This is a genomic window from Ensifer sp. 22521 (genome assembly GCF_052044795.1).
GTDB lineage: Bacteria > Pseudomonadota > Alphaproteobacteria > Rhizobiales > Rhizobiaceae > Ensifer.
Window position 1 is genome coordinate 123,722 of sequence record NZ_JBQENM010000002.1, and the last position, 17,279, is coordinate 141,000.

A 17,279-nucleotide genomic window follows, 5' to 3' on the forward strand; every position below is an offset into this window, starting at 1 on the left:
AAACCTGCCCGGTTGGCTGGATATGGAACGGCGCCCTCGGGCGCCGTTTTAGCATTCTGCTCAAGCGCTCTGCTCGACGCCAAATGTCGATAGCAGGCTTTGCATCCGTTGCGCCGCCAGTTCCGGCCGGTCGAGCACATTGGCGCGGTCGGCGAGACGGAAGATGTCGGCATAGTGCAGCGCCCCGCGGGCGGACTGCATGCCGGCGGGCATGGTGAAGTGGCGCTGGTGCCCGTTCAGCCAGGCAAGGAAAACGACCCCGGCCTTGTAGTATTGCGTAGGCGCCTCGAAGATCTTGCGTGACAACGGCACGGTCGGCTCGATCACGCCGCGGAAGGTGGCGAGGTCACTCTTGGCGAGTGCTGCGAGCGCCTTGGAGGCGGAGGGTGCCACCGCATCGAAAATGCCGAGCAGGGCGTGGCTAAACTTCGTGCCGTCGCCTTCGATCAGTTCCGCATAGTTGAAATCGTCGCCGGTAAAGCAGAGCACGCCGTCCGGCAGGCGGTTGCGTAGCGCCACTTCCCTGGCGTTGTCGAGCAGCGAGATCTTGATGCCTTCGACCTTGTCGCGGTTGGCTTCGATGATCGAGAGCACGGTATCGAGCGCCTGGTCGAAGTCCTCAGAGCCCCAGTAACCCCGAAGTTGCGGGTCGAACATGTCGCCGAGCCAGTGCAGCACGACCTTGTGTCGGGTCTGGCCGAGGATGCGCCCATAGACATGGCGATAGTCGTCGGCGGAGCGGGCAACGCGGGCGAGTGCGCGGCTTGCCATCATGATCGCCCTGCCGCCCTCGCCTTCGACGAAGCCGACCTGCTCTTCGTAGGCGGCAATCACGTCGTCCAGCGATCGCGCATCGGTCGGCGCCAGGTGGTCGGTGCCGGCACCGCAGGCAAGATCGGCGCCCGGAACCTGCCGCGCTTCGGCGAGCGAGCGGCGGATCAGTTCCTGCGCGCCGGGCCAGGCAAGACCCATACCGCGTTGGGCGGTGTCCATCGCCTCGGCGATCTTGAAGCCAAGGCTCCAGAGATGGTGGCGAAACGCCAGCGTCGCCTCCCAGTCGATCGCCGGATTGCCCCAGGGATCGAGATCCCGGAGAGGATCCGAGACCACATGGGCGGCCGCATAGGCGATGCGGTTGAAGGTCGGCGGCGTCTGCGGCCGCGCGATTGGCGTTCCCGTCAGGCGGTAGTGTTCGAGCGAGCCGTCTTGGCGCGGCAGCGTCAGGCTTGTCATCGGGGTTGGTCTCCTCCGCGGAAGTTTGTCTTGAAATACTTTGGATCGTTCCAAATGGCAAGCGGCAATGTTTTCGGGTGTATGGCATGCGCCTGATCGTTGGTGCCGCGACAGAGAAAATATTATTTCTTTTCATTGGTTTAAAGTTCACGATGGTCACACGTGGCATCGGTCAACCAGGCTGACCAATCCTGCAGTGAGCGAGCAAAACGGAAAAAAGTGATCAAGGCTCTCTTGACGAAATTGGAACGTTCCAATTATGAAAGAGAAAAGCAGGTACGAGAATTCGGGAGGATGCTGTGGTCAAGGAACGGGTGACGGTCATCGATATTGCGCACGCCGCCGGCGTGTCGAAGTCGACCGTGTCGCTCGTCCTTCAGGGCAGTTCGCTCGTCAACGAGGCGACCCGCGCCAAGGTGAATGCGGCCATCCGCGATCTCGGCTATGTCTACAACCGTGGAGCTGCCAATCTTCGCCAGTCGAAATCCAAGATCATCGGCATCGTCGTCAACGATCTCACCAACAGCTTCTTTGCCGAACTCGCTGTCGGCGTCGATGCGGTCGTTCAGTCGGCTGGCTTCGTGCAGTTCCTCGCCAACACCGGTGAAAAGATCGAGCGTCAGCGCGAAGTGGTGGCGTCGATGCGTGAGCACGGCGTCTCCGGCCTGATCGTCTCTCCGGCGCGCGGCACGGAAGTTGCCGATCTCGCGCCTCTGGTCGATAGCGGCATTCCCGTCGTGCTTGTCGTGCGCGACATTGCCGGCGCCGACGTTTCTTCACTGATATCCGACAACCACGCCGGCGCCATGGCGGCCGTGCGTCACCTGATCGAGCGTGGCCACCAGCGCATCGCCTTCCTCGGCGGCTTTTCCGATACTGCCGTGTTCGAGGCGCGCATGCGCGGCTACTGCGACGCCCTTATCGAGGCCGGGATGCCGGTGTCGGAGGCGCTGATCATCGGTTCGGCGCCGTCGCGCGCCGGCGGGGTAACGGCGGTGGAACAGGCGATGATGCTCGCCGACCGGCCGACGGCGGCGCTGTGCTTCAACGATGCGGTCGCCTTCGGCGTCTGCGATGGCCTCAGGGCGCGGCGGCTGGAGCCAGGCGCCGATTTCGCCGTCATCGGCTTCGACGACGTGATCGAGGCGAAGACCGCCGTGCCGGCACTGACGACGGTTTCCGTCGATCCGCAGGGCATGGGTCAGCGGGCTGCCGAATTGCTGTTGAAGCAGATCAAGGCCGGCAAGGCGGAACCCGAAGCGATCGTCGGTTCGGTGCGCCTCGTCGTTCGCCAGAGCTGCGGCGCTGCGGTCGAGAGGAAAAGGGAGGTTTTGGCATGACGCGGTGGGGTCTGATCGGCGCAAGCACGATTGCGCGTGAATGGGTGATTGGCGCGATCCGCGCCGCCGGCGGTGAGGTCGTCTCGGTCATGAGCACCAACGCCGAGCGAGGCGCTGCCTATGCCGAAGAAAACGGCATTCCGAAGTCGGTGACGTCAGTTGCCGAACTTGTCGGCGATCCCGACGTCGATGCGGTCTATGTCTCGACCACCAACGAATTGCATCGCGAACAGACGCTGGCGGCGATCGCCGCCGGCAAACATGTGCTTTGCGAGAAGCCGCTGGCGATGAACCTCAATGATGGCTGCGAGATGGTGCTGAAGGCGTGTGAGGCGGGCGTGGTGCTCGCCACCAACCACCACCTGCGCAATGCCGCCACCCATCGTGCCATGCGCAACGCGATCGCCGAGGGTAAGATCGGTCGGCCGATTGCCGCACGCGTCTTCCATGCGGTCTATCTGCCTCCGCATCTCCAGGGCTGGCGGCTGGAGCGGCCGGATGCCGGCGGCGGCGTGATCCTCGACATCACCGTGCACGATGCCGATACGCTGCGCTTCATTCTCAATGACGACCCGATCGAAGCGGTCGCCATCAGCCATAGCGCCGGCATGGGCAAGGAAGGTCTGGAAGACGGCGTCATGGGCGTGCTCCACTTCCGCTCTGGCGTCATCGCCCAGTTCCATGACGCCTTTACCACCAGGTTTGCCGATACCGGCCTTGAGGTGCATGGCACCGACGGTTCGCTGATCGGCCGAAAGGTCATGACGCAGCGACCGGTCGGGACCGTGACGCTGCGCAATGCCGATGGTGAGACCGAGCTATCGCTCGACCATCGCAATCTCTACGAAACCGCACTTTCCGCCTTCCATGCTGCCGTCAGAGGCGAAGGCCGTCCTTCGGCGACGGGCGAAGATGGCGTCTGGTCGCTGGCGACGGGTCTTGCCGTGGCCAAGGCGGCTGCGACCGGCCAGGCCGTGGCGATCGAAACGGGACTTTGAACGATGTCGATGAACAAGCATATCTCGCCGGCCGAAGCGGCTGCCCTGATCCCGGATGGTGCGGTGGTTTCCGTCTCGTCGTCCAGCGGACTCGGCTGCCCCGACCTGATGCTGAAGGCGATCGGTGAGCGCTTCGAGGCGACCGGTCATCCGCGCGATCTCACGACACTGCACCCGATCGCCGCCGGCGACATGAGCGGCATCAAAGGTGTCGACTACATCGCGAAGAAGGGCCTCCTGAAGAAGATCATCGGCGGCTCCTATCCCTCGGGCCCGTCGAGTGCGGAACCGCCGCTGATCTGGCAGATGATCGGCGCCAACGAGGTTGCCGCCTACAACGTCCCGTCCGGCATCCTCTTCGATATGCACCGCGAAGCCGCGGCCAAGCGGCCGGGCGTGATGACCAAGGTCGGCCTCGACACCTTTGTCGACCCGTCGCGCGAAGGCTGCGCGATGAATGCTTCGGCCGCCGCCGAGCCGGTGGTCAAGAAGGTCTCGTTCGAGGGCGAGGACTGGCTGTATTTCAAGGCGATCGCGCCGCAGGTGGCCATCATCCGCGCCACCACCGCGGACGAGCGCGGCAACCTCACCTATGAACACGAGGGCGCTTATCTCGGCGGTCTCGACCAGGCGCTCGCCGCTCGCAACAACGGCGGCATCGTCATTGCCCAGGTCAAGCGCATCACCAAGGAAGGCTCGTTGAAGCCGCACGACGTGCGGGTGCCGGGCGTGCTTGTCGACTATGTCATCGTCGATCCCGACCAGAAGCAGACGACCCAGACGCTCTACGATCCGGCGATCTCAGGCGAAATCTTCCGACCGCTCGAGAGCTTCCGCGTGCCGGAATTCAACATCCAGAAGGTCATTGCCCGCCGTGTGGCGCAGGAGCTTGAGGCTGGCAGCGCCGTCAATCTCGGCTTCGGCATCTCGGCCAACGTGCCGCGCATCCTGCTCGAAGAAGGCCTGCATGGCGCGGTCACCTGGGTGATCGAGCAGGGCGCCGTCGGCGGCGTGCCGCTTCTCGATTTCGCTTTCGGCTGCGCCTCGAACGCTGATGCCTTCATGCCTTCGCCCTACCAGTTCACCTATTTCCAGGGTGCCGGCTTCGACGCGTCGCTGCTTTCGTTCCTCGAGATCGACCGTCACGGCTCGGTCAATGTCTCAAAGCTCTCGTTCCGTCCGCATGTGACGGCCGGCGCCGGCGGCTTCGTCGACATCACGGCGCGGGCGAAGAAGATCGTCTTTTCCGGCATGTTCAATGCCGGCGCCAAGCTTTCGATCGGCGATGGCAAGCTGGTGATCGAGAAGGAAGGCAAGCTGAAGAAGCTGGTCAACGAGGTCGAACACGTCACCTTCTCCGGCCGTCGCGGCATCGAGCAAGGCCAGGACATCACCTATGTGACCGAGCGCTGCGTGATGAAGCTGACGCCTGAGGGCGTCATGCTGACGGAGATCGCGCCGGGCGTCGATCTGCAGACCCATATTCTTGATCAGTCGGAGTTTCCGCTGATCGTGTCCAATCAGCTGAAAACGATGGATGCTGCCCTCTTCCAGGACGCACTGATCGGGCTTGAGCTGCCGAAAAAGGCGCAGCGTCGGCTCGACGGAGGCCACCATGGCTGAGGGGCGCATCCGAATTGAGATAGAAGGCGCGATCGCGACCATGACGGTCGCCCGCCCGGAAAAGCTCAACGCCTTCGACATCGACATGCTGAAGGCCCTGGCCGCCGCCTGCGATACGGTAGAGGCCGACCGCAACATCCGCGTTGTCATCCTCACCGGTGAGGGCAAGGCGTTTTCGGCCGGCGGCGACATCAAGGCCTGGGGCGGCATGGATGCGCCCGCATTCGGTCATGACTGGGTGCGCTTCGGCCATCGTGTGTTCGAGCGGCTGGCGACGTTGCGCATGCCTGTGATCGCCGCGCTCAACGGCCACGCGCTCGGAGGCGGGCTGGAGCTTGCGGCCGCGGCCGACATCCGCCTGGCCGAGGCGCAGATCAAGATCGGTCTGCCGGAAACGAGCCTCGGCATGGTTCCCGGTTGGTCGGGCACGCAGCGCCTGGTCTCGCGCTTCGGTGCCCAGATCGTGCGGCGCATGGTGCTGGGTGGCGAGATGTTCACTGCCGAGACTGCGCTCAAGGAAGGTTTGGTCGATGCCGTCGTCGAGACCGGCACGGTCCTTGCTGCCGCCCGCGACTACGCGGCGCGTGTTGCGAAGCGCGGCCCGGCGGCACTCGAAATCTCGAAACTGATGATCGCTTCGGCGAATGGCGAAGACAATGGCTCGGCGGTCGAGGCTCTCGGTTCGATCCTGGTCGCCAAGACCGGCGACCTCAAGGAAGGCGTTGCCGCCTTTTCCGAAAAGCGTGAAGCCCAATTCAAGGGAGAATGGTAATGACCGTGCTCGTGAAACCCAAGGCGCTTGGCGACCACAAGGTCCGCGCCTTCCAGATGCTGATCGACGGCAAATGGGTGGACAGCGCCGAGGGGCGCATCATCGAGCGCGTGTCGCCGGGCCATGGCGTCGTCGTCAGCCGCTACCAGGCGGGCACGAAGGCAGACGCCGAAAAGGCGATCGCCGCCGCACGTCGCGCCTTCGACGAGGGCAGCTGGCCGCGCATGACCGCGTCGCAGCGTTCGCTTGTGCTGCTTCGTGCCGCCGACATCATCGCGGAACGGGCCGATGAGTTGGCCTATCTCGACGCGATCGAATCCGGCAAGCCGATCAGCCAGGCTAAGGGCGAACTTGGCGGTGCCGCCGATATCTGGCGCTATGCCGCGGCCCTTGCCCGCGATCTGCATGGCGAGAGCTACAACACGCTCGGGGATGGCACACTCGGTGTCGTGCTGCGCGAGGCGATCGGCGTCGTGTCGATCATCACCCCCTGGAACTTCCCCTTCCTGATCGTCAGCCAGAAGCTGCCGTTTGCCTTGGCTGCGGGCTGCACCACGGTCGTCAAACCGTCGGAACTGACCTCGGCCTCGACCCTGCTGCTCGGCGAAATCCTCGAAGCGGCCGGCGTTCCCGCTGGAGTCGTTAACATCATCACCGGCACGGGGCCGGAGGTCGGTGCGCCGATGACGACGCATCCGGATGTCGACATGGTCTCTTTCACCGGTTCGACCGGTGTTGGTCGCCTGACCATGGCCAATGCCGCACAGACGCTGAAGAAGGTGTCGTTGGAACTCGGCGGCAAGAACCCGCAGATCGTGTTCCCGGACGCCAATCTCGACGAATTCATCGATGCCGCCGTCTTCGGCGCCTATTTCAACGCCGGTGAATGCTGCAATGCCGGTTCGCGCCTGATCCTGCATCGCGATATCGCCGACGAGGTGACGCGGCGGATCGCTGAGCTTTCGGCCAAGGTCAAGGTCGGCGATCCGCTCGATCCGGAAACCCAGGTCGGCGCGATCATCACGCCGCAGCATCTGGAAAAAATTGCCGGCTATGTTTCTGCTGCGTCGAAGGAGGGGGCGGCGGTCGCGCATGGCGGCACGGCGCTCGATCTCGGCATGGGCCAGTTCATGGCGCCGACGATCCTCTCGGCCGTGCGCCCCGACATGGCGGTGGCGCGCGAAGAGGTGTTCGGCCCGGTTCTCTCGGTATTGACCTTCGAGTCGACCGAGGAAGCGATCAGCATAGCCAATGCGATCGACTACGGTCTTTCGGCCGGCGTCTGGAGCCGCGACTTCGACACCTGCCTGACGATCGGCCGCCGCGTGCGCGCCGGCACCATCTGGATGAACACCTTCATGGATGGTGCGTCGGAGCTGCCCTTCGGCGGCTACCGCCAGTCCGGCCTCGGCCGCGAGCTCGGCCGACATTCGGTCGAGGATTACACTGAGACCAAGACGCTCAACATGCATATGGGGCCGCGCACCGGCTGGTGGATGCCGCGTTAAGGCTAGGGCGAGGGAGGAGAAGACATGCGGATCGAGGGCGGAGATCAGAGGCGGCAGGAGGCAGCGTCACGCGACGCGGCCTTGCGCATCTTTTCCGCCCGCTCAGCCCGCCGTGCTGAAACTCGCGGGGATCTGCGGACAGAGCAACAGTTGCAGCTTGCTGACGTCGCTTTCGCCGCCGATCTTCTGCAGGAGCACCCGGCCCATATCCTCGCCGGTTGCCGTCAGGTCTTCGTAGATCGTCTCGACCTGCGGCTGGATGGCGCTCAGCAGATGCGAGGTCTGCTTGGCCACGATGTCGTATTCGCGGCCAAGCGTCAGCCCGCAATCGCTCATGCCGGTGATGGTTGCGAGCGCGCAGACCTCCCCGCCGCACATGAAACTGTCCGGCGGACCGGGCTCGGCGTAGCGCTGCCGGATACGGTCGCGGATCGCGCCGGCGGGGCTATCAAGGTCGATGCCGGTGAGGATCTCATAGGCGCAGCCGGCCTCGCGCACGGCGGTCATGAAGCCATGCTGCAGATGACCGGCGAAGGTGAAACCGGCGGGACCGCTGATGAGAGCCGGCTTGCGCCTGCCCTTGGCGATCAGGCGTTTCGTCGCCTGGTAGGAAAAGGTGAAGTTGTCGTAGTCGACATAGGGATGCGGGGTGGAAAGCTCAGTGCGCCCATGGGTGACGAAGGGAAAGCCGAGATCCGACAGCAGCCGGACGCGGGGATCGAGCGGTTCCGTGCGCGAGAAGATCAGGCCGTCGGCCATGCCGTTGCGGGTGATGTAGTTGACCGCCTCGACATTGGTCGAATTCAGGAAGTTCGGCATGACGATCAGGTGAAACGCCGTGCCCTGCAGCGCCTTGGCGATGCCGCTCATGATCGACGTGCCGTAGCCCAGGATTTCCTCATGCGGGTCGAGCAGCACGCCGATGACATTGGTGCGGCCGGTCTTCAGGCGCTGGGCGGCGCGGTCGGGCGAGTAGCCGATCTCATCGGCGACCTCGCGCACCCGCTTGCGGGTATCGAGCGAAATCTGCGGCGCATCGGAAAGCGCGCGGGATACGGTGGTGACCGCAAGGCCGGTGATTTCCGCGATCGTGCGAAGGGTCGGCTTGCCGCGCTTGGCGGTGGAGCCACCGTCTTCGCGATGGGCGGGCTTGGAGGGATCGGCCAATGCAAGTCATCCTGAGAGCGGGCGAGAGCGGGTTTTGTAACGTGGTGCGAACGCTTAGGCAATCGAATCATGAAAACGTTTTAAATCTCGCATCGCGGCATGATTTGCTGCACTGCAATAGCTAATGCGTGCTATATAATTCAGCAAATTCAAAAGGTTCCGAAGGTGCTAAAATACAAAATGGCGGAATGCTTGACTTGCTGAATTTATAACGTTTTAAATGGCCAGCCGCTGGCTAGAGCGGCGCGAATTCCGGGGTGGAAGGAGGTTCCACTTCGAAAACTTGCAAACGGGAGGATAACGATGCGCAAGTTGATGACGACGACGGCCGTTGTGGCGCTGATGATGGCGGCCACCGCCGCGCGCGCAGCCGAGAATGTGGAAGTTCTGCACTGGTGGACATCCGGTGGCGAAGCTGCCGCGCTCGACGTTCTGAAGAAGGATCTGGAAAGCAAGGGCATCACCTGGACCGACATGCCGGTTGCCGGCGGTGGCGGCACGGAAGCCATGACCGTCCTGCGCGCTCGCGTCACCGCGGGCAACGCTCCGACCGCCGTGCAGATGCTCGGCTTCGACATTCTCGACTGGGCCAAGGAAGGCGCGCTCGGCAACCTCGACGAGACGGCTGCCAAGGAAGGCTGGGACAAGGTCGTTCCGACCGCCCTGCAGCAGTTCTCGAAGTATGACGGCCACTGGATCGCAGCTCCGGTCAACGTGCATTCGACCAACTGGGTCTGGATCAACAAGGCCGCACTCGACAAGGCTGGCGGCAAGGAGCCGGCCAATTGGGACGAGCTGATCGCTCTGCTCGACAACTTCAAGGCTCAAGGGATCACCCCGATTGCTCATGGCGGCCAGCCCTGGCAGGATGCGACGATTTTTGACGCCGTCGTGCTTTCGCTCGGCACCGACTTCTACAAGCAGGCCTTCATCGATCTCGACCCGGCAGCGCTCGGCGGCGACAAGATGAAGGAAGCCTTCGATCGCATGACGAAGCTGCGCTCCTATGTCGACGACAACTTCTCCGGTCGCGACTGGAACCTCGCTTCCGCCATGGTCATCGAGAACAAGGCCGGCCTGCAGTTCATGGGCGACTGGGCGAAGGGCGAGTTCCTGAAGGCCAAGAAGGTGCCTGGCACCGATTTCGTCTGCATGCGCTTCCCGGGCACGCAAGGCTCGGTCACCTTCAACTCCGACCAGTTCGCGATGTTCAAGGTTGCTGACGACAAGGTTCCGGCGCAGCTCGCCATGGCTTCGGCCATCGAAAGCCCGACCTTCCAGTCGGCCTTCAACGTCGTCAAGGGTTCGGTCCCGGCCCGCACCGACGTTCCGGACACGGACTTCGACGCTTGCGGCAAGAAGGGCATCAAGGACCTCGCCGAAGCCAACAGCAACGGCAAGCTTTTCGGTTCCATGGCGCATGGCCATGCCAACCCGGCTGCCGTCAAGAACGCGATCTACGACGTCGTGACGCGTGAGTTCAACGGCGAACTGACGTCCGAAGAGGCCGTCAAGGAACTGGTCACAGCGGTCGAGGCCGCGAAGTAACGGGCTCGTTCCGGGGCGCTCAAAGCGCCCCGGACACCCATTCCGACATGCAAGCGTCGTCGTACCGCCGTGGCCAATAGGACGCGGGGAAGGGCGCTTCGATACCCAGAACCTCGCGCGGATGCCGATATCAGGGATTTCCCGACGGCCGCGCCAGAAGTGGTGAACGTTCATGGATAGCCGCAGCCGCCTGCAGGACCTGATACCGAAGCTGGTCCTTGCCCCGAGCTTCCTTATCGTCCTGATCTTTGTCTATGGCTTCATTGCCTATACCGGCTTCTTGTCGATGACGGACAGCAAGATGCTGCCGTCCTACAATTTCGTCGGGTTCAGCAATTACGCGAAACTGTGGGCGCTGCCGCACTGGTGGCGGGCGGTGAGCAACCTGGCGATCTTCGCCGCGCTCTATATCGCCATCTGCTCCGTGCTCGGTCTCGGGCTGGCAATCCTGCTCGACCAGAAGATCCGGGCCGAAGGTTTCCTGCGGCCGATCTACCTCTATCCGATGGCGCTCTCGTTCATCGTGACGGGAACGGCCTGGAAGTGGTTCCTCGATCCTGGCATCGGTCTTGAAAACACCATGCATCTCTGGGGCTGGGAGAGCTTCTCCTTCAACTGGATCAAGGACCGCAACTACGCGATCTACTGCGTCGTGATTGCCGCGGTCTGGCAGTCGACCGGCTTCATCATGGCGATGTTCCTGGCCGGCCTTCGCGGCGTCGACAACGAGATTATCAAGGCAGCACAGATCGACGGCGCCAAGACCTCGACGATCTATCGCCGGATCATCATTCCCTTGATGCGGCCGGTGTTCCTGTCGGCCTTCGTGGTGCTCGCGCACCTGGCGATCAAGGCCTACGACCTGATCATCGCCTTGACCGGCGGCGGCCCGGGGCAGGCGACCGAACTGCCGGCGACCTTCATGTATTCCTACACCTTCACCCGCAACCAGATGGGCATCGGCGCGTCCTCGGCGATCATCATGCTGGTGATGATCTTCTCGATCATCGTGCCGTACCTCTATTCCGAAATCCGGGGAGCAAAACGCTGATGAGCGCTCCGAGCCCAGACAACATCATCTCGCACAACCGCCTCACCCGTGCGCTGATCTATACCGCACTGATCCTTTTCGCGCTCTATTCGCTGCTGCCGCTCTATGTGATGCTGGTGAATTCGGTGAAGCCGCTCGATGAGATCCGCCAGGGCGGCATGCTCAACCTGCCGCAAACCTTTACCATCGAGCCCTGGCTTCAGGCCTGGTCGACGGCGCAGATCGGTGTGCAGCCGACCGGCCTGAAACCCTTCTTCATCAACTCGATCCTGATGGTGGTGCCGGCCGTGGCGATCTCGACGATCATCGGCGCGCTCAATGGCTACGTGCTGACGAAGTGGCGCTTTCCCGGTGCCAACATCTTCTTCGGCATGCTGCTCTTGTCCTGCTTCATCCCGTTCCAGATCGTGCTGATCCCGATGGCGCGCATCCTCGGTATCCTGGGGCTCGCCGGTTCGATCTGGGGCCTGATCTTCGTCCATGTGATCTACGGCCTGGGCTTCACGACGCTTTACTTCCGCAACTACTACGAGGCGTTTCCGACGGAACTGGTGCGCGCGGCGCAGATCGATGGCGCCAGCTTCTTCCAGATCTTCTGGCGCATCCTCCTGCCGTCGTCCGGCCCAATCATCGTCGTTTCGGTCATCTGGCAGTTCACCAACATCTGGAACGACTTCCTGTTCGGTGCGTCTTTCTCCGGCCCCTATTCGACGCCGATGACGGTCGCGCTCAACAACCTCGTTTCGTCGTCGACCGGGGTCAAGGAATACAACGTTCACTTCGCAGGCGCGATCCTTGCCGCCCTGCCAACGCTCATCGTCTACATCGTGTCCGGCCGCTACTTCGTTCGCGGGCTGATGTCGGGCGCCGTGAAAGGATAAGCTCATGTCTTTCTTGAAAATCAGCAACCTGCGCAAATCCTATGGCTCGCTCGAGATCCTGAAGGACATCAACCTGGAGATTGAAAAGGGTGGTTTCCTCGTGCTCGTCGGCCCCTCGGGCTGCGGCAAGTCCACGCTGCTCAACACGATTGCCGGGCTGGAGCCGATCACGTCGGGGGAGATCGCCATCAATGGCCGCTCGGTCGCCGATCTGCATCCGTCGAAGCGCGACATCGCCATGGTGTTCCAGTCCTACGCGCTCTATCCGAACATGACGGTCGCCGGAAACATCGCCTTCGGCATGGAAATCCGCGGCGTGCCGAAGGACGAGCGCGAAAAGGCGATCAAGCAGGTCGCCGACATGCTGCAGATCGGCCATCTGCTCGACCGCAAGCCGAGCCAGCTTTCCGGCGGTCAGCGCCAGCGCGTCGCCATGGGCCGTGCGCTGGTGCGCAACCCGCAGGTCTTCCTGTTCGACGAGCCGCTGTCCAACCTCGACGCCAAGCTGCGCGTCGACATGCGCACCGAGATCAAGCGCCTGCACCATCGCATGAAGACGACGATCGTCTACGTCACGCACGACCAGATCGAGGCGATGACGCTGGCGACCAAGATCGCGGTCTTGAAGGACGGCGTGCTGCAGCAGTTCGGAACGCCGGCGGAGATCTACAACAATCCGGCCAACATGTTCGTCGCCGACTTCATGGGCTCGCCGGCCATGAACCTGTTGACGGCGCGCATCGAAAAGAGCGGTTCCGACGTTGCCGTCACGCTCGCGCGCCCGAACGCCGAGCCGATGAAGCTGGCGGTGCCGCATAACGGCGCACTCGCCGCCTATGCCGGCAAGGACGTCGTCTTCGGCATCCGTCCGGAAGCGCTGACCGATCCTGACGGGGCCGACCGCAATGCCAAGGCGATCGTCGAAGGTGAATGCCTGATCGAGGTGGTTGAGCCCGCGGGTTCGGACACTTTCGCGGTGACCCGTCTCGGCGGCAAGGAGGTCGTTGCTCGCCTGCGCGCCGATGCGCGCATCGCCCCCGGCCAGACCTCGCGCCTTGCCTTCAACCTCGACAAGGCGGTGTTCTTCGACCCGCAGAGCCAGCAGCGGATCGTGTAACGAACGATGCAGGAGCAGCCGGACATCGTCATCATCGGGTCGGGTATCGGCGGCTCCACCCTTGCGGCGGGGCTTGCCGGCTCCGGTGCCCGCATCGCCATCCTCGAGCGCGGCGAGCGCCTGCCCGATACGCCGGAGGCGCGCAGCTACAGCTCGATCTTCGTCAAGGGCCATTTCCGGCCAAAGGAGATGTGGCGCGAGCCCGATGGTGCCGAGTTCAATCCGGGAAATTTCTACTTCGTCGGCGGCAATTCCAAGCTGTTCGGCGCGGTGCTCCTGCGCTACCGTGCCGAGGATTTCACCGAGATGCAGCACCTTGGCGGCGTCTCGCCGGCCTGGCCCTTTGCCTATGAAGAGCTGGAGCCGTGGTACGGCAAGGCCGAGCAATTGTTCGAGGTGCGCGGCGAGCTGGGCCAGGACCCGACGGAGCCGTTCCATGCCTCGCCCTATCCTCACGGCCCGGTACCGGACGAGCCGGCGATTGCCCGCGCGCGCGCCGAGTTGAAGGCGCAGGGACTGCACCCGGCGACGCTGCCGCTCGGTGTCGATATCGAGACGTGGCTCGCCGGCGGGCGCACGCCATGGGACGGATTTCCCAACACCGGCAAGGGCAAGAAGGATGCCGAGACCGCATCGCTTGCGGCCGCCCTGAAGGACCCCAATATCGAGCTGATCACCTCAGCCCATGTCGACACGTTGGAGGCGGGGCCGGGCGGCCGGATCGAGGCGATCCACTATACCCACAGGGGCGAGAAGAAGAAGCTGTCGCCGAAGCTGGTGATCCTGGCGGCGGGCGCGATCAATTCGGCGGCCATCCTGCTGCGCTCCGGCGACGGCAAGGGGCTGGCAAACGCTTCCGACCAGGTCGGCCGCAACTTCATGAACCACAATTGCAGCGCCATGCTGGCGATCAATCCGTTCAGGCGCAACGACAGCATCTACCAGAAGACGCTGATGCTGAACGACTATTACCTGACCGGCGGTAGGGATGGCCTGCCACTCGGCAATGTCCAGCTGCTCGGCAAGATCAATGCCGACATCCTCAAGGCCAATGCGCCGATCTGGGGGCCACGCTTCGCCTTCGACTTCATGGCCGGTCATGCGGTCGACTGGTACATGATGACCGAGGACCTGCCGAACCCGGAAAGTCGTATCATGGTCGACGGCAAGGGCATCATCATGCAGTGGCGGCGCTCGAACATGGAGGCACTTTCCGGGCTCGAAGCGAAGATGCGCGCGCACTTCAAGGCCGCCGGCTATCCGATCGTGCTTTCCCAGGCCTTCGACAAGCGCACGCCGTCGCACCAATGCGGCACGGTGCGAATCGGCACCGACCCGAAGGACGCGCCGCTCGACGTCTATTGCCGTGCCTTCGACCACCCCAATCTCTTCGTCGTCGACGCCGCCTTTCTGCCCACGTCCGCCGCCGTCAATCCGGCGCTGACGGTTGCCGCCCAGGCGCTGCGCGTCGCCGACCATATCGTTGCGAAGGAGTTCCGATCATGACGTCATCGACGCGTCCCGTCGCCATCGTCACCGGCGGCCGCCGCGGCATCGGGCTCGGCGTTGCCCGCGCGCTTGCGCGCGACGGTTTCGACATCGCCATCACCGGTCTCGGCGCTCCAGACACTGCCACGGACCAGACGCTTGCCGAACTTGCGGGCGACAGCGGCCGGGCCATCTACATCGAGGCCAATCTTGCCGATGTCGGCGGGCATGGCGCCACCGTTGAGCGCGTTCGCGCCGAGCTCGGCCCGATCCGCTGCCTCGTCAACAATGCCGGCATCGCCTCGGTCGTCAGGGGTGACTTTCTCGACCTGCTGCCGGAGAATTTCGACACGATCGTCGCCACCAACCTGCGCGGCACGGTGTTTTTCACCCAGGCCGTTCTGGTGTCGATGCTGACCGATCCGGCCGATGTGACGCCGCGGTCGATCATCAACATCACCTCGGTTTCGGCGACGATGAGTTCGCCGGAGCGGCTCGACTATTGCATGACCAAGGCCGGGCTTGCCGCCTTCAGCCAGGGGCTGGCGCTACGGCTCGCCAATACCGGAATCTCGGTCTTCGAGATCCGGCCGGGCATCATCCGCTCCGACATGACCGCGGGCGTCTCGGCGAAATACGACACTCTGATCGATGGCGGGCTGGTGCCGATGCGCCGTTGGGGCGAGCCGGCGGATATCGGCAACATGGTGGCCGGTCTCGCCGGTGGCAAATTCGGCTTTGCCACGGGTTCTGTCATCCAGGCGGATGGCGGCCTTTCGATCGGCCGACTCTAGGAAACAGGCAGGACTTACAGACGCTCGCAAGCGGGCAGGGTTTGGAGTTATCACGTCGAAAACTTGGAACGTTCCAAATGGCGGCGGCGGAGGAAAACAGGGAATGAGCTACGACTACATCATCACCGGTGCCGGCCCGGCCGGCTGCGTTCTTGCCAACCGCCTCTCCGAGGATCCGTCGGTGCGCGTCCTGCTGCTGGAGGCCGGCGGCGGCGACTGGAATCCGCTGTTCCACATGCCGGCCGGCTTTGCCAAGATGACCAAGGGGGTGGCCAGCTGGGGCTGGGAGACCGTGCCGCAGAAGCACATGAAGGGCAGGGTGCTGCGATATACCCAGGCCAAGGTCATCGGCGGCGGCTCCTCGATCAATGCCCAGCTCTATACCCGCGGCAATGCCGCCGACTACGATCTCTGGGCTTCCGAGGACGGCTGCACCGGCTGGGACTATCGCAGCGTACTTCCCTATTTCAAACGCTGCGAAGACAACCAGCGCTTTGCCGACGACTATCACGCCTATGGCGGCCCGCTCGGCGTCTCAATGCCGGTCTCTGCCCTGCCGATCTGCGACGCCTATATTCGGGCCGGCCAGGAACTCGGCATTCCCTACAACCACGATTTCAACGGCCGCCAGCAGGCGGGCGTCGGCTTCTACCAGCTTACCCAGCGCAACCGTCGCCGGTCGAGCGCGTCGCTTGCCTATCTCTCGCCGATCAAGGATCGACGTAATCTGACGGTCCGCACCAGCGCGCGCGTCGCCCGTATCGTGCTTGAGGGCACCCGCGCCGTCGGCGTCGAAGTCGTCACGGGCAAGGGCAGCGAGATCATCCGGGCGGAGCGGGAAGTGCTTGTTTCCTCCGGCGCCATCGGTTCGCCAAAGCTCTTGCTACAGTCCGGCATCGGCCCGGCCGATCACCTGAAGTCGGTCGGCGTCTCGGTGAAGCACGACCTGCCCGGCGTTGGCGGCAACCTGCAGGACCACCTCGATCTCTTCGTCATTTCCGAATGCACCGGCGACCACACCTATGACGGTGTGGCGAAACTTCATCGTACGCTATGGGCCGGACTGCAATATGTGCTGTTCCGTTCCGGACCGGTGGCGTCCTCGCTCTTTGAAACCGGGGGCTTCTGGTATGCCGATCCCAATGCGCGCTCGCCGGATATCCAGTTCCATCTGGGGCTTGGCTCCGGCATCGAGGCGGGCGTCGAAAAGCTGAAGAACGCCGGCGTGACGCTCAATTCCGCCTATTTGCATCCGCGCTCACGCGGCACGGTCCGGCTTTCGTCCTCCGATCCGGCGGCAGCGCCTCTCATCGACCCCAACTATTGGGAGGATCCGCACGATCGCAAGATGTCGATCGAGGGGTTGAAGATCGCCCGCGAGATCATGCAGCAGGCGGCGCTGAAGCCTTTCGTGATGGCGGAACGTCTTCCCGGCAATTCGGTCATCAGCGATGAACAGTTCTTCGACTACGGCTGCGCCAATGCCAAGACGGATCACCACCCGGTTGGGACCTGCAAGATGGGGACGGACGCCATGGCGGTGGTCGACCTCGATCTCAAGGTGCGGGGGCTGGAGGGACTGCGCGTCTGCGACAGCTCGGTGATGCCGCGCGTTCCCTCTTGCAACACCAACGGGCCGACGATCATGATGGGGGAGAAGGGCGCCGACATCATTCGCGAGCGCCAGCCCCTGCCGCCTGCCATCTTTGCCCACGAACGTAACGACAGCCGCCCGCGCGCCCGCGCCGATATCCGTTGA

14 protein-coding genes are annotated in these 17,279 nt (G+C 63.5%); 12 read left to right on the forward strand and 2 right to left on the reverse strand.

Translation table 11 applies throughout. The features are described from left to right. Nucleotides 1-60: 60 nt before the first annotated feature. Entirely contained in the window at nucleotides 61-1,233 is a 1,173-nt protein-coding gene (locus ACTJKE_RS02725) for a dihydrodipicolinate synthase family protein (RefSeq protein WP_112995624.1), read from the reverse strand. A gap of 299 nt (nucleotides 1,234-1,532) precedes the next feature. Between ACTJKE_RS02725 and ACTJKE_RS02730 the strand changes: the two genes are divergently transcribed. From ACTJKE_RS02730 to ACTJKE_RS02750, 5 genes are read left to right on the forward strand one after another with little or no spacing between them, the layout of a single operon-like run. Then, entirely contained in the window at nucleotides 1,533-2,573 is a 1,041-nt protein-coding gene (locus ACTJKE_RS02730; protein ID WP_112995625.1) for a LacI family DNA-binding transcriptional regulator, read from the forward strand. Next, a complete protein-coding gene (locus ACTJKE_RS02735; protein WP_112995626.1) occupies nucleotides 2,570-3,571 on the forward strand; it encodes a Gfo/Idh/MocA family protein in 1,002 nt (333 codons plus the stop codon). Before ACTJKE_RS02730 ends, ACTJKE_RS02735 begins: the two co-directional genes overlap by 4 nt. Before the next feature lie 3 nt (nucleotides 3,572-3,574). Next, a complete protein-coding gene (locus ACTJKE_RS02740; protein WP_112995627.1) occupies nucleotides 3,575-5,194 on the forward strand; it encodes an acyl CoA:acetate/3-ketoacid CoA transferase in 1,620 nt (539 codons plus the stop codon). After that, nucleotides 5,187-5,966 (forward strand): enoyl-CoA hydratase/isomerase family protein, encoded by a 780-nt coding sequence (locus tag ACTJKE_RS02745; protein ID WP_057254847.1) that lies wholly within the window; start codon nucleotides 5,187-5,189, stop codon nucleotides 5,964-5,966. The genes ACTJKE_RS02740 and ACTJKE_RS02745 overlap by 8 nt, the downstream gene beginning before the upstream one ends. Continuing rightward, complete coding sequence (locus ACTJKE_RS02750) at nucleotides 5,966-7,474, forward strand: aldehyde dehydrogenase family protein (RefSeq protein ID WP_058328037.1); 1,509 nt, start codon at nucleotides 5,966-5,968, stop codon at nucleotides 7,472-7,474. Before ACTJKE_RS02745 ends, ACTJKE_RS02750 begins: the two co-directional genes overlap by 1 nt. Nucleotides 7,475-7,576: 102 nt before the next feature. Here ACTJKE_RS02750 and ACTJKE_RS02755 read toward each other — a convergent pair whose 3' ends face one another. Continuing rightward, on the reverse strand, nucleotides 7,577-8,641 hold the full coding sequence (locus ACTJKE_RS02755; RefSeq protein ID WP_058328036.1) for a LacI family transcriptional regulator: 1,065 nt from the start codon (nucleotides 8,639-8,641) through the stop codon (nucleotides 7,577-7,579). A 315-nt stretch (nucleotides 8,642-8,956) separates the two neighbouring features. Here ACTJKE_RS02755 and ACTJKE_RS02760 point away from each other — a divergent pair, with 315 nt between their 5' ends. The 7 genes from ACTJKE_RS02760 to ACTJKE_RS02790 all read left to right on the forward strand — a co-directional run bounded on the left by ACTJKE_RS02760 (nucleotide 8,957) and on the right by ACTJKE_RS02790 (nucleotide 17,279). Further along, on the forward strand, nucleotides 8,957-10,189 hold the full coding sequence (locus tag ACTJKE_RS02760; protein WP_373419844.1) for an ABC transporter substrate-binding protein: 1,233 nt from the start codon (nucleotides 8,957-8,959) through the stop codon (nucleotides 10,187-10,189). Nucleotides 10,190-10,361: 172 nt separating this feature from the next. Then, nucleotides 10,362-11,240, forward strand: a complete 879-nt coding sequence (locus ACTJKE_RS02765; protein ID WP_057254851.1) for a carbohydrate ABC transporter permease — start codon at nucleotides 10,362-10,364, stop codon at nucleotides 11,238-11,240. Beyond that, on the forward strand, nucleotides 11,240-12,121 hold the full coding sequence (locus ACTJKE_RS02770; protein ID WP_057254852.1) for a carbohydrate ABC transporter permease: 882 nt from the start codon (nucleotides 11,240-11,242) through the stop codon (nucleotides 12,119-12,121). The genes ACTJKE_RS02765 and ACTJKE_RS02770 overlap by 1 nt, the downstream gene beginning before the upstream one ends. Before the next feature lie 4 nt (nucleotides 12,122-12,125). Continuing rightward, on the forward strand, nucleotides 12,126-13,238 hold the full coding sequence (locus ACTJKE_RS02775; RefSeq protein WP_057254853.1) for an ABC transporter ATP-binding protein: 1,113 nt from the start codon (nucleotides 12,126-12,128) through the stop codon (nucleotides 13,236-13,238). Nucleotides 13,239-13,244: 6 nt separating this feature from the next. Next, nucleotides 13,245-14,744 (forward strand): FAD-dependent oxidoreductase, encoded by a 1,500-nt coding sequence (locus ACTJKE_RS02780; RefSeq protein WP_093233457.1) that lies wholly within the window; start codon nucleotides 13,245-13,247, stop codon nucleotides 14,742-14,744. After that, nucleotides 14,741-15,520: a 3-ketoacyl-ACP reductase gene (locus tag ACTJKE_RS02785; protein ID WP_093233456.1), complete on the forward strand. Its 780-nt coding sequence runs from the start codon at nucleotides 14,741-14,743 to the stop codon at nucleotides 15,518-15,520. The genes ACTJKE_RS02780 and ACTJKE_RS02785 overlap by 4 nt, the downstream gene beginning before the upstream one ends. 103 nt (nucleotides 15,521-15,623) lie before the next feature. Beyond that, on the forward strand, nucleotides 15,624-17,279 hold the full coding sequence (locus tag ACTJKE_RS02790; protein ID WP_112995628.1) for a GMC family oxidoreductase: 1,656 nt from the start codon (nucleotides 15,624-15,626) through the stop codon (nucleotides 17,277-17,279).

Excerpts from the sequence above, each read along its gene's own strand:
- ACTJKE_RS02750 (WP_058328037.1), top strand. The coding sequence starts at position 5,966 with ATGACCGTGCTCGTGAAACCCAAGGCGCTTGGCGACCACAAGGTCCGC.
- ACTJKE_RS02775 (WP_057254853.1), top strand. The coding sequence starts at position 12,126 with ATGTCTTTCTTGAAAATCAGCAACCTGCGCAAATCCTATGGCTCGCTC.
- ACTJKE_RS02740 (WP_112995627.1), top strand. The coding sequence starts at position 3,575 with ATGTCGATGAACAAGCATATCTCGCCGGCCGAAGCGGCTGCCCTGATC.
- ACTJKE_RS02745 (WP_057254847.1), top strand. The coding sequence starts at position 5,187 with ATGGCTGAGGGGCGCATCCGAATTGAGATAGAAGGCGCGATCGCGACC.
- ACTJKE_RS02760 (WP_373419844.1), top strand. The coding sequence starts at position 8,957 with ATGACGACGACGGCCGTTGTGGCGCTGATGATGGCGGCCACCGCCGCG.
- ACTJKE_RS02765 (WP_057254851.1), top strand. The coding sequence starts at position 10,362 with ATGGATAGCCGCAGCCGCCTGCAGGACCTGATACCGAAGCTGGTCCTT.
- ACTJKE_RS02770 (WP_057254852.1), top strand. The coding sequence starts at position 11,240 with ATGAGCGCTCCGAGCCCAGACAACATCATCTCGCACAACCGCCTCACC.
- ACTJKE_RS02780 (WP_093233457.1), top strand. The coding sequence starts at position 13,245 with ATGCAGGAGCAGCCGGACATCGTCATCATCGGGTCGGGTATCGGCGGC.
- ACTJKE_RS02735 (WP_112995626.1), top strand. The coding sequence starts at position 2,570 with ATGACGCGGTGGGGTCTGATCGGCGCAAGCACGATTGCGCGTGAATGG.
- ACTJKE_RS02725 (WP_112995624.1), bottom strand. The coding sequence starts at position 1,233 with ATGACAAGCCTGACGCTGCCGCGCCAAGACGGCTCGCTCGAACACTAC.
- ACTJKE_RS02785 (WP_093233456.1), top strand. The coding sequence starts at position 14,741 with ATGACGTCATCGACGCGTCCCGTCGCCATCGTCACCGGCGGCCGCCGC.
- ACTJKE_RS02790 (WP_112995628.1), top strand. The coding sequence starts at position 15,624 with ATGAGCTACGACTACATCATCACCGGTGCCGGCCCGGCCGGCTGCGTT.